Annotated in this window: 8 protein-coding genes and 4 tRNA genes; all 12 read left to right on the top strand. The window is 60.8% G+C overall.

The window, feature by feature from the left end:
• Positions 1-171 precede the first annotated feature (171 nt).
• The 12 genes from HQL56_04860 to HQL56_04805 all read left to right on the top strand — a co-directional run bounded on the left by HQL56_04860 (position 172) and on the right by HQL56_04805 (position 12,339).
• Complete coding sequence (locus HQL56_04860; protein MBF0308839.1) at positions 172-2,055, top strand: tetratricopeptide repeat protein; 1,884 nt, start codon at positions 172-174, stop codon at positions 2,053-2,055.
• 373 nt (positions 2,056-2,428) lie between these two features.
• Positions 2,429-3,346 (top strand): Rpn family recombination-promoting nuclease/putative transposase, encoded by a 918-nt coding sequence (locus tag HQL56_04855; GenBank protein MBF0308838.1) that lies wholly within the window; start codon positions 2,429-2,431, stop codon positions 3,344-3,346.
• A gap of 170 nt (positions 3,347-3,516) precedes the next feature.
• Positions 3,517-3,591: transfer RNA gene (locus HQL56_04850), tRNA-His, on the top strand.
• A 222-nt stretch (positions 3,592-3,813) separates the two neighbouring features.
• A tRNA-Leu gene (locus tag HQL56_04845) sits at positions 3,814-3,898 on the top strand.
• A gap of 30 nt (positions 3,899-3,928) precedes the next feature.
• Entirely contained in the window at positions 3,929-5,278 is a 1,350-nt protein-coding gene (tig, locus tag HQL56_04840) for a trigger factor (protein ID MBF0308837.1), read from the top strand.
• 170 nt (positions 5,279-5,448) lie between these two features.
• Positions 5,449-6,051 carry an ATP-dependent Clp endopeptidase proteolytic subunit ClpP gene (gene clpP / locus HQL56_04835; GenBank protein ID MBF0308836.1) on the top strand — a complete coding sequence of 201 codons (603 nt, stop codon included), beginning with the start codon at positions 5,449-5,451 and terminating at the stop codon, positions 6,049-6,051.
• A gap of 48 nt (positions 6,052-6,099) precedes the next feature.
• The gene (clpX, locus tag HQL56_04830) at positions 6,100-7,362 is read left to right on the top strand and encodes an ATP-dependent Clp protease ATP-binding subunit ClpX (protein ID MBF0308835.1); all 1,263 of its coding nucleotides are present in this window, start codon (positions 6,100-6,102) and stop codon (positions 7,360-7,362) included.
• A gap of 15 nt (positions 7,363-7,377) precedes the next feature.
• Positions 7,378-9,828, top strand: coding sequence for an endopeptidase La (gene lon, locus HQL56_04825; GenBank protein ID MBF0308834.1), 2,451 nt, complete (start codon positions 7,378-7,380; stop codon positions 9,826-9,828).
• 366 nt (positions 9,829-10,194) lie between these two features.
• Positions 10,195-10,542, top strand: coding sequence for an HU family DNA-binding protein (locus HQL56_04820; protein ID MBF0308833.1), 348 nt, complete (start codon positions 10,195-10,197; stop codon positions 10,540-10,542).
• A gap of 34 nt (positions 10,543-10,576) precedes the next feature.
• A tRNA-Val gene (locus HQL56_04815) sits at positions 10,577-10,652 on the top strand.
• Between the two features lie 94 nt (positions 10,653-10,746).
• Positions 10,747-10,823, top strand: a tRNA-Asp gene (locus HQL56_04810).
• 241 nt (positions 10,824-11,064) lie between these two features.
• Entirely contained in the window at positions 11,065-12,339 is a 1,275-nt protein-coding gene (locus tag HQL56_04805; protein MBF0308832.1) for a carboxylate--amine ligase, read from the top strand.
• The last annotated feature ends 102 nt before the right edge of the window (positions 12,340-12,441 follow it).

Genomic DNA, 12,441 nt, shown 5'->3' with positions numbered 1-12,441 from the left:
GCTGCCCTGGACCCGTCGGGGGGGATAATCCCCCCCGAACCCCCGTATATCTGAAATAGTTGTAAAGAAAGGCGGAAAAAATTTTTATAAAAGGAAAGGAAAAGTCAAAGGATAGAACATTTTCTTTTTTTGATATTTAAAGGCAACATATTGAACGTCAAAGGATATGCCATGTACTCCTGGTCCTGGCCCCTGGATGGCAATCGCTCCCTCAAAGAGTGGCTGAAAAAATTTCCCACCCCGGAAGGCTGCAAAGAACTCCGGGACGAGTTCCTCAACAGCCTCGCCGCCAGTCCCCTCCTCCCCATCGACGAAAAAAAACGGCTCCTCGACAGCCGCATCACCACTTCCCCAGCCCGTATGACCGAATGGCTGGAGACCTCCCGGCAAGCCTCCCCATCCTCCGACACCACCCTGCCGGAAAGCCTGTTCCAGGCCCAACTGGCCTGGGCGCAATACCTCCTGGGAGACGAACCGGGCCGGGAAGCCTTCCTGCTCTGGCCCCTGCGGGACCGCCACTGCTTTCCCGAATGGGAAACCCTGCCCCACTACTGGCACTGGCTGGCCTCCACCCTGGAAAAACGCCCCTCCCAGGCCAAAGCCGCCGCCATGGCCCGCGAAAAAGCCCTCGACCCGCTGCGCAAACCCGCCTGGGAAGCCTTCACCCGCCTGGAGTCCGACCCGGAAGCCGATACCGCCCAAGCCGCATCCGTCCTGGAAGCGATTCTGGCCTTCCCCCTGCCCAACGATCGCAAAGCCTGTCTGAACCTGTGCGCCTGGTATCTGGACAGTTGGCCGGAGGGCGTGAACCGCTTGCAACCGGTGGTCGACCACCTGCTGCAACTCGCCCCCGAATGGGACAACGCCCACCACATCCACGGCGGCTTTCTCGCCCGAATCGGCCGCTTCCAGGAGGCCAAAGCGGCTTTCGACAAAGGGCTGACCTGCAACAACCGCAACGCCCGCCTGCTCAACAGCCTGGGCAGTCTGCTGCACGTTCACCTGGGACAGTTCCGCGAAGCGGAGGCCTGTTACCGCAAGGCGTTGCGCATCGATCCCCTCTCCGCCGAACTCTGGAACAATCTGGGCAACCTGCTGCACCGCGCCTTGGGCCGTTTCGAAGAGGCGGAAACCGCCTATCGGGAAGCCATCGCCATCGACGCCGGTTTTGCCGAAGCCTGGAACGGTCTGGGATATCTGCTGACCAATCACCTGGCCCGCTACACCGAGGCGGAAGCCGCCTACCGCAAAGCGGCGGAGCTGGCCCCGCACGCCTCCTTTCCGTGGAACGGCCTGGGCAATCTGCTGATCAGCCAGCTGGCTCGCCCCGAAGAGGCCGAAAGCGCCTTCCGCAACGCCATCCGCATCGACGACGCCGATGCCACCCCCTGGAACGGGCTGGGTTCGCTTCAGGGGGAGTATCGCCGCCAGTGCCAACAGGCGTTGCAATCGTTCGACCGGGGCGTGGCCCTCGAATCAACCGAAGCCTATTTGCGTTTCAATCGCGGCCATCTGCGTTTGCAATTGGGACAGAGCGGATGGCGCGAGGATCTGCAAACGGCGCTGGAGGGTTTCGAGACGGAACCGGAGCTGAGCGGACTGGTTAACCGCTTGTGGCTAGCGGTGGAGCTGAATCTGCCGGAGCGGCTTCCCGGAGAGAAGGCCATTGAGGAGGCCGTCGCTCTCTGGAAAGGTGAGGCGGAACTTCACGGCCTGATCGCCTTGCGCAACCTGGCCTTGTCGGAACCGATGCAGCCGGCGCTGGAGCGCAGTGCGGCCGTTCTGCGCAGCCACACCTCGCACCGCCTGCTGCTGGCGGTATGGAGCTATGTGGCCGGGGCCCGCCCCGATCTGCGGGAGGAGGCCCGAAAGGCCGCCGCCTTCTTCTTCAACCTGGGACCGGAGGTTCCGGCCCGCTTCCAGGACGTGCCCCAGCCCGAGCTGGTGGAACGCTACCGCGACTTCGTCGAAGGCCGCACCGACGGCGCGGGGGACCCCCGCGATCTGCGGAATTTCTGTTGCGATGCCGACGACATCCTGAAAAGCGAAATGTAGGCCCTCCCGTCTGCTGCCCTCCAGGAAGAGCATGACGACGATCGGTTCTTGGGCTATACTGAAGGGGCAGGTGCGAAACGCCAGCAGCCAACCGGGAATATATTCTAAATTTCTTTTGACTTTCAATATGTTATCTTTTAAGTATCAAAAAAAGGAAATGTTCTAGTCTTTTGACTTTTCATTTATCATTCATTTAGATCGTTCCGAGCAGTTGCATCGCTATCTTGCAATTAGCTCAAATAATAAAGGAAAACGTCAAAAAATAGAACATTTCCTTTTTTTGATACTTAAAAGATAAAATATTAAAAGTCAGAATATTGCACGGTTTATAACTCCCTCGATCCGGCAACATTAACGCATCAGGGCGCCCGACATGATCTTCATCGACCCCCGCATCGATTTCGCCTTCAAAAAAATCTTCGGCAGCGAGGAGGCCAAGGATGTTCTGATCAGCTTCCTCGAAAGCCTGCTCGGGCTCGACGGCGAACGCCGTCTGGCAGAGGTCACCCTGCTCGACCCCTTCCAGGCACCCCGAATCCGGGAGATGAAATACTCCATCCTCGATGTGAAGTGCCGGGATCACCGGGGCATCACCTACATCGTGGAGATGCAGATCCAGAAGGTCGCCGCCTTCCTGAAACGCATTCAGTACAACGCCGCCAAGGCCTATGTGCAACAGATCGAAAAGGGCGAGGAGTACCCCAAACTCAATCAGGTCATCGCCATCACCATCACCGATTTCAACCTCTTTCCCGGCTTTCCCCACTGCATCTCCCGGCACGAATCCCGTGAAACCCTGACCGGACAATCCTATCTTCAGGATATCCGCCATGATTTCATCGAACTGCCCAAGTTCACCAAATCCCTTGGGGAACTCGACAACGTTCTCGACCAGTGGCTCTTTTTCCTCAAATCCGCCGAGTCCCTGACGGAGATCCCCGCCCAGTTCAACGCCCCGCCGTTGCGCCACGCCTTCGAAATCGCCCGCCTGGCCAACATGAACCCGGACGAACGGGAACTCTACGACAAGGCCGGCATGGCCGTCACCGACGCCAAAGGCGCGGTGGAGCTGGCACGGGACGAGGGCATCGCCATCGGCGAGGCACGGGGCGAGGCACGGGGTCTGCGCAAGGGGGAGGTCACCCTGCTGCTGAAACTGATGCAACACCGCTTCGGCCCCCTTTCCGAGGAGGTGGTCCGTCGGGTCGAAAACGCCGAGGCCCGATCCCTGGACATCTGGAGCGAAGCCCTGCTGGATACCCCCTCCCTGGAAGCCTTGCTGGAGCGGTAAAAAGGCCACGGATGCCACAAATTGCCCCGAAAAAGCCCTTTTTGCCCCCTTTTTTCACGGGCACTCTTGCCTTGGGAAGACGCTCCTGCTATGAAGGAAGACCTTGCGGCGACTGAACCGGATGTCATCCTCACCGACTTCCCGGAACGGCTGGCCGAAGGCCGTCTGTGGCGGACGTAGCTCAGAGGTAGAGCACTGGATTGTGGCTCCGGTGGTCGCGCGTTCGAATCGCGTCGTTCGCCCCATTTACGCTTGCCACCCGCGGAACCGGTGGTATCCCTGAAAGGCGGGATCGGGAGGTCGCACACCCCTCCCTTTCACCCCCTCCCCCTCCAGGCCCCTCCCCTTCTGCGGCGGAGCGCCGTCACGGGTCTCCCGACAGGGGACGCCGGAAAGGCCCGCTCCCCCGACAGGCGATCCGGCCACCGGCAGGCTCATCACCCCGCATGCGGATTTGCCGGCCTTGCGCGAAAGTGGCGGAACCGGTAGACGCGCTGGACTTAGGATCCAGTGCCGCAAGGCCTGGGGGTTCGAGTCCCCCCTTTCGCACCACCCTACAACTGTCAACCAAGCCAGGATGCCATGGAAGTCATCGTCGTCGCCAAAGGAACCTACGACCGGGAAATGACCGTCACCATCCCCGCCAATACGGTGGGCGAACGGTATCAGCAGGAAATCCGCAAATTGGCCTCCACCGTGAAACTGCCCGGATTCCGTCCCGGCAAGGTGCCCACCAAGGTGGTTGAGTCGATGCTGCGGCAGGAAGTGGCCGGGGGCGTGGCGGAGGAACTCTTCCGCGAAACCTATGGCAATGCCCTGCAACAGGAAAAAGTGCGTCCGGTGGGTCCGCCCGCCCTCAAAATGGGCAACCTTCAGCCCGGAACGCCCTTCTCCTACACCGCCACCTTCCAGGTCTATCCCCAAACGGATCCCCAAGGCTATACCGACCTTCCCCTGACCCGCCTGCAGGTCACCATCGGGGAGGAGCAGGTCGACACGGTCGTGGAGCGGCTGCGGGAAAAGCATGCCAACTATCTCCCCACCCCGGATCACAAAGCCGCCAAAGGCGACCAGGTGCGTCTCTCCCTGGTGGGCCGGGTCGGCGACCGCACCTTCACCGGGGACAAACCGGCGGAACAGATCGTCACCCTGGGTTCGGGTCGGTTCGTTGACACCTTCGAAGACCAACTGCTGGGTTGCGCCGCCGGTGAACATCGGGAAGTCGACGTCACCTTCCCCGCCGACTACCACGAAGCCCAACTGGCCGGACAGCCGGCCCACTTCGACTGCGAAATCCTGGAAGTCAAGCAGTGCGTTCTGCCGGAAGTCGACGACGCCCTCGCCGTCAAGGCCGGGCAGCAGAGCGGCGGCATCGAGGCACTGCGCCAACGCATTCGCAGCCAACTGGAAAACGATGCGGCCAATCGGGTCAACAGCCACCTGAAACAGCAGATCATGAAGCAACTGCTGGCCAACAACGTCATGGAACTGCCGTCCCAACTGGTGGATCAGGAAACCGACGCCCTGGTGCAACGGGCCAAGGAGAATCTGCGCCAGCAGGGCTTCAAGTCCGACGAACTCTTCACCCAGGTGCAAAGCGCCACCTGGAAGCCCCTCTATGAAAAAGAGGCCACCGAACGCATCACCCTCGGCATGGTGATGGGCGCCATCGCCTCCCGGGAAGCCATCACCGCCGAAGAGGCCGATGTCGACGGCTATCTGGCCATGATGCAGGCCCGACCCGAATCGCCCGCCGGTTTGACCGCCTGGATCAAGTCCCAGCCGGAACAACTGGAGGAAATTCGTGGCGTCGTGTTGGAACAAAAGGTGATCGATTGGATCAAAAGCCATAGTCGGATCACCGAGGAGCCCCGCTCCTACGAGGCTCTGGTCGCCGAAGAAGCCAACGCCCGCGGCAACGCGGCCGGTTGAGCCCCGGCAGGAAGGCATTTTTTGCCCAGCCAACCCCATCGTTCCGGCAAGGATGCCCGGCGAATGCAGTGAAACCGGCTTCTTTCGTGTTGGTTTCAATCTTGCAATCGTTGTTCTACCGTGGCATAGCCGGAGCGACGGTCATCCGGAAACAGGAGAAACGATAGCCCATGAACCTCGTCCCCATGGTGGTCGAATCCACCAATCGCGGTGAGCGCGCCTACGACATCTATTCCCGGTTGCTCAAGGAACGGGTGGTCTTTCTGGTGGGCGGCATCAACGACGAAATGGCCAATCTGGTCGTGGCGCAGCTCCTCTTTCTGGAATCGGAAAATCCGGAAAAAGATATCCACCTCTACATCAACAGTCCCGGCGGCCATGTAACCGCCGGCCTGGCCATCTACGACACCATGCAGTTCGTGCGGTGCGATGTCAGCACACTGTGCATCGGCCAGGCGGCCAGCATGGGGGCGGTTCTGCTGGCGGCGGGGGCCAAGGGCAAACGGTTGGTGCTGCCCAACGCCAGGGTGATGATTCATCAACCCCTCGGCGGTTTCCAGGGACAGGCCACGGAGGTGGAGATCCATGCCAGGGAGATGTTGCGGATCCGGGAGCGGTTGAACGATATCCTGGCGCGGCACACCGGTCAAAGCATCGAGCGCATCGCCCGGGATACCGACCGGGACTTCTTCCTCTCCGGGGAGGAGGCTGCGGAATATGGTCTGGTCGACCAGGTGATCGAGCATCGCCAGATGCCGGAACACCCCCGGTGAGTCCTTCGCAACCTCGTTTCGGAGGCAACCTGAAGAACGGAAGAGAGCATGGCCAATAAAGGTTCCGAATCGGGCAGCATTCTGCATTGTTCCTTCTGCGGCAAGAACCAGCACGAGGCGCGCAAGCTGATTGCCGGTCCTTCGGTCTTCATCTGCGACGAGTGCGTCGACCTCTGCACCGAAATCATCCGGGAAGACAAACGCACCGGGTTCGAACGCAAACGTTCCGGGGTTCCCACCCCCTCGCAGATCACCAAGATCCTCGACGAGTACGTCATCGGCCAGGAGTACGCCAAGAAGGTGCTCTCGGTGGCGGTCTACAACCATTACAAACGGTTGGAAGCCGGTACCGGCAACGGTGACGTGGAAATCGCCAAGAGCAACGTCCTCATGGTGGGCCCCACCGGTTCCGGCAAGACCCTGCTGGCCCAGACCCTGGCCCGCATTCTCGACGTGCCCTTCACCATCGCCGACGCCACCACCCTGACCGAGGCGGGCTACGTGGGCGAGGATGTGGAAAATATCATCCTGCGCCTGCTCCAGGCCGCCGACAACGACCTCGAAAAGGCCCAGAAGGGCATCGTCTACATCGACGAGATCGACAAGATCTCCCGCAAATCGGAAAATCCCTCCATCACCCGGGATGTCTCCGGCGAAGGGGTGCAACAGGCCCTGCTCAAGATCATCGAAGGCACCGTGGCCGCCGTTCCCCCCCAGGGGGGCCGCAAGCATCCCCAGCAGGAATACCTGCAGGTGGACACGACCAACATCCTGTTCATCTGCGGCGGCGCCTTCAGCGGCCTGGAAAAGGTCATCGAACGCCGTTCCACCAAACACCACGGCATCGGCTTCAGCTCGGAAGTGCGCGTCGGCGCCCCGGAAGAGAAGATCAACGAACTGCTGGCCATGCTCGAACCGGAAGATCTGCTGCAATTCGGCCTGATTCCGGAATTCGTGGGCCGCCTGCCGGTGGTCGCGGTGTTGCAGGATCTCGACCTGGAAGCCCTCATCCAGATTCTCACCCGTCCCAAAAACGCTCTGGTGAAACAATACCAGAAGCTGATGGAGATGGAAGGCGTGCGCCTGACCTTCACCGAAGGCGCCCTCAAAGCCATCGCCACCAAGGCCGTGAAGCGCAAGAGCGGTGCCCGCGGTCTGCGCGCCATCATGGAAAGCATCCTCCTCGACCTGATGTTCGAGGTGCCCTCCATGACCGGCGTGCGGGAAGTGGTCATCAATCACGACGTGGTCGAGAGCGGATCGGCGCCCCTGCTGATCTACTCCGAATCGCCGCTGGAAGCCAATGCCTGACGTGAGGTTGACATCATGAGCGAACCCCAGGGTCCCCCCCAGGGTCAGATGACCCGCATGCTGCTGTTGCCCCTGCGGGATATCGTGGTCTTCCCCCATATGATCGTGCCCCTCTTCGTGGGACGGGACCGCTCCATTCGCGCCCTGGAAAAGGTCTCCGCCCAGGAAGGCAGCCGGCAGATCCTGCTGGTGACCCAGAAAGAGGCCACCACCGACAACCCCAACGAAGACGACATCTACGATGTCGGGGTGGTCGCCAATATCCTGCAGTTGCTGCGCCTGCCCGACGGCACCATCAAGGTGCTGGTGGAGGGCGGTCGCCGCATGTTCATCCATCGTTTCATCCAGAAGGATCCCTTCTATCTGGTGGAGTGCTCCCCCCGGGATTCGACGCCTTACGAGGAGACCGAAGCCAAGGCCATGATGCGCTCCGTTGTCGGCCAGTTCGACAACTACGCCAAGCTCAACAAGAAGATCCCCCCGGAAGTGTTGATGAACTTCCAGGCCATCGAGGATCCCGACCGCCTGGCCGACACCGCCGCCGCCCATCTGACCCTCAAGGTGAGCGACAAACAGGCCCTGCTGGAGGTCGATTCGGTCACGGAACGGCTGGAAAAGCTCTTCCTGTTCCTGGAACAGGAGATCGAGGTGCTGCAGGTGGAGAAACGCATCCGTGGCCGCGTCAAGCGGCAGATGGAGCGTTCCCACCGCGACTTCTACCTCAACGAGCAGATGAAGGCCATTCAAAAGGAGCTGGGCGAACGCGACGACGAACGCGACGAAGCCACCGAACTGGCGGAAAAGATCCTTCAGGCCGGCATGAGCGAAGAGGCCCGCAAAAAGGCCGAATCGGAACTGCGCAAGCTCAAGCAGATGTCCCCCATGTCCGCCGAAGCCACGGTGGTGCGCAACTACATCGACTGGCTGGTCAGCCTGCCCTGGAGCGTGGAGACCACCCTGTCCCACGATCTGCGCCGCGCGGAAGCCATCCTCGACGAGGACCACTACGGTCTGGAAAAGGTCAAGGAGCGCATCCTGGAGCATCTGGCGGTGCAGCAGAAGGTGGGCAAGATCAAGGGCCCCATTCTCTGCCTGGTGGGTCCGCCCGGCGTCGGCAAGACCTCCCTGGCCAAATCGATCGCCCGGGCCGCGGGACGCAACTACATTCGCGTCTCCCTGGGCGGCGTGCGCGACGAAGCCGAAATCCGCGGCCATCGCCGCACCTACATCGGCTCCCTGCCCGGCAAGATCATCCAGTGCATGAAGAAGGCGGGTTCCAACAACCCCCTGTTCCTGCTGGACGAAATCGACAAGGTGGGTTCCGATTTTCGCGGCGACCCCTCCTCCGCCCTGCTGGAGGTGCTGGATCCCGAACAGAACAACACCTTCAACGATCACTACCTGGAGGTCGATTACGACCTCTCCGGCGTGATGTTCATCACCACGGCCAACAGCCTCAACATTCCCCAGGCGCTGCTGGATCGCATGGAGGTCATTCGCCTCGCCGGTTATACCGAAGAGGAGAAGCTCCACATCGCCCGGCGCTACCTGATTCCCCGGCAAAAAGAGAAGCACGGCCATCAGGAGGGGGAATTCAATCTGTCGGACAACGCCCTGACGGAGATCATCCGGCGCTACACCCGCGAGGCGGGGGTGCGCAATCTGGAGCGGGAGATCGCCACCCTGTGCCGCAAGGCGGCCCGGACCCTGCTCACCGAAAAGGATCGCAGCAGCGTCACCGTCAATATGCAGACCCTGCCCCGCATGCTGGGGGTGCCGCGTTACACCTACGGCCTGGCGGAAGAGACCGATCTGGTTGGCGTGGCCACCGGCCTGGCCTGGACCCAGGTGGGCGGTGAACTCCTCTCCATCGAATCGTCCCTGCTGCCCGGCAAAGGCAAGCTGACCATCACCGGCAAGCTGGGAGACGTGATGCAGGAGTCGGCCCAGGCCGCCATGACCTACGCCCGCTCCCGGGCCAAGGAGTGGGGCTTCGACGACGACGAGTATTTCCAGAAACGGGATTTCCACATCCACGTTCCGGAAGGCGCCACCCCGAAGGACGGTCCCTCCGCAGGCATCTCCATCTGCACCTCCATCATCAGCGCCCTCACCGGCGTGCCGGTGCGGCGGGATGTGGCCATGACCGGCGAAATCACCCTGCGTGGCCGGGTGCTCATCATCGGCGGTTTGAAGGAGAAGATGCTGGCCGCGTTGCGGGCCGGCATCCGTCACGTCATCATCCCCGAAGAGAACGTCAAGGATCTGAAGGAGATCTCCCAGTCGGTCTTCAAGGATCTGGAGGTGCATCCGGTCAATCGCATGGATCAGGTGTTGGCTCTGGCCCTGTCGGGCCCCATTCCGATTCGACCCCGCCCGGAGAGCGGCGAAACCCCTCCCCTCTCCGCTCCGGAAATGCTGCTGCCCGACGCTACGCTGCCGACCACGCCCTCCGTGGCCCATTGATCCTGTCGTCCCCGAGGTTCGATCGAACTCGAAGCGGGAGGTCTCCTCCCGCTTCGTTCGTTTCACGGTATCGTTTTGCACGGCTTCCGGGGGCAATATTCGACGCAACAATCTCAAGTGACGCCATTGCCGCCATTTGGCAGCCGAATGGCAGCGAATCCGGGGGCAAACTTCTACAAAACGACATCAAATCCGTCGAATCGGGGCCGTTTATATTCTTTAAGTACGGGTCTCGGCCGGATTTTGCAATGCCAAATATTGTCCCTGGCGCGTTTATTTCGCCCTCCTGACCACAAGCCTGCTTGACACGACTCGTTGCCGCCGTTTATAAGGCAGCCAGGGCGGGCTGCAAAGCCTGGGCTGGTATTGTCCAACACGGAGGATGGGCCATTGAACAAAACCGAATTGGTAGATGCCGTTGCCGCGAAGACTGGTTTACCGAAAGTGCAAACCGCTGCCTGTCTGGATGCCATCATGCAAACCGTTCGGGAGACCCTGGGTGGGGGCGGCTCGGTCAGCCTGATCGGTTTCGGCACCTTCGCCGTGGCGGAAAGAGCCGCCCGTTCCGGACGCAACCCGCAAACCGGCAAGCGTATCGATATCCCTGCGGGCCGTCTGCCGCGTTTTCGCCCGGGCAAACTGCTCAAGGATGCCGTGGCCATCAAGGAAGAACCCCCGGCCAAACGGGGTGCCAAGAAAAAGAAGGCCGTCTGATTGTCGATTACCCGCGTCCAGTTGATGGACCTCGGGGCGGATAGCTTAGCTGGGAGAGCGTCGGCCTTACAAGCCGAAGGTCACAGGTTCGAGCCCTGTTCCGCCCACCATGAGTCTGTTGAAAAAACGGACATGCGACGGTTTAATCGGCAACCGTTGACATGTTCGGACCGGGGCACTAGGATGTGCCCCGTTGAAACGTTTGGGGGTGTAGTTCAGTTGGTCAGAACGCCGGCCTGTCACGCCGGAGGTCGCGGGTTCGAGCCCCGTCGCTCCCGCCATTTGGCAAACCAATTGGCAAGAAGGATGAAAAACATGGGCAAGCCGAGCTCATTACTTGGCTTGCCCATTTTTGTTTTGGAAAACCCGATAAGGTAGCATTATCGCCATTCATAAAAAAGCAAGCAAGAAAGGCGGAGCGGCCGTGGAGAAACGGCCGCTCCGGTCCCGTTTCCTGAACGGGGATGGTGCATCCGTAAAACCTGCACAGTCACGATCAACGAAAAGCGAGGAGTCTCACCGATGCGGATCACAGGCATGAACTGGGGGGCAAAGTTGCTCAAGTACGTCAACTTCCCCACGGCGGAAATTCTGGGGCCGGAAGCCACTCCCGAGCAGATCCAGGCCATGATCGACAAATGGGGCGGCGTCATCATCAAGCCGATTTTCAAAGGCGGCGTGGGCAAAAAGGGCAAGGCCGGCCTCATCGGCAAGGCCACCGACGTGCGTACCGCCCTGAAGGAGAAGGAGCGCCTCTACTTCGCCGAGCACCGTCACGGCAACACCGTGGCCAAGGCGGAAGGCGTCACCTTCGAGAGCTTCGTCTCCTGCGAACACGAAGTCTACTTCTCCATCACGGACAACACCATGTTCCGCGCCCCCACCATGACCATCACCCATCACGGTGGCATGGACATCGAGGAGCTGCCCCGGGACAAGATCTCCGTGGTGCCGTTCGACTCCCTCACCGGATTCAAGGGCTTCGTGGTTTCCAACGCCCTGATGCACCTGGACGCCCCCAGCGAGATCATCAGCCCCCTGGTGCAATATCTCCCCAGCCTGTGGGATCTCTTCAACAACTTCGGCATGACCATGCTGGAGCTGAACCCCATCCGCATGCATCGCACCCCCGAGGGACGCCTGATCCCCATGGCCTGCGACTTCAAATGCGCCTTCGACGGGGACGACGAAAACCGCCTGCGCCTCAACCTTCCGGAAAACCTGGAAGACTCGGTCCACTCCCCCTTCGAGCAGGAAGTCAACCAGCTGCGCACCTATCAGGGACAGTCCGACGTCTTCGTGATCAACGAACACGGCACCATCACCGCCATGACCTTCGGCGGCGGGGCCAACGCCCTGGTGACCGAGCTGCTGGGCGATGCCGCCACCATCTCCTCCGACTTCGGCGGCAATCCCCCCTACGCCAAGATGAAGGACATCAGCCGCATCACCTACAAATACTGGCTCAAGCAGAGCAACGTCCTCTTCATCATCGGTGGCAAGGCCAACAACACCGACATTTACGAAACCTTCCGCGCCATGGCCGACGGCCTGAGGGAGTATTTCGGCAGCCACGGTCCCACCCCCCTTTTCGTGGTGGTTGGCCGCGGTGGCCCCAACCTGATCCGGGGTATGGGCTATCTCAAGGATACCCTGGACTCCCTGGGTCTGCCCTACCGCATGTTCGGTTTCGACTCCGCCATGAGCGAAGTGGTCAACTTCGCCCAGGCCGTCGATAACTGGATGTCCAACGGTGGCCGGGAGATCGTGGCCCGCAAACTGGGCATTCGCTCCTGAAGGTGTGGCCCATGAACGGCGGGCTCCAATCCCGCAGAGAATCAACCCGCGAGATCACCGAGGTTTGCCATGTCGTATAATGAAGAAGCCAACAAAAGTTAC

The organism is Magnetococcales bacterium, from assembly GCA_015231925.1.
Classification (GTDB): Bacteria; Pseudomonadota; Magnetococcia; order Magnetococcales; family JADGAQ01; genus JADGAQ01.
Note: the sequence above shows the minus strand (reverse complement) of the source record. Positions and strands in the feature narration are given on the sequence as shown.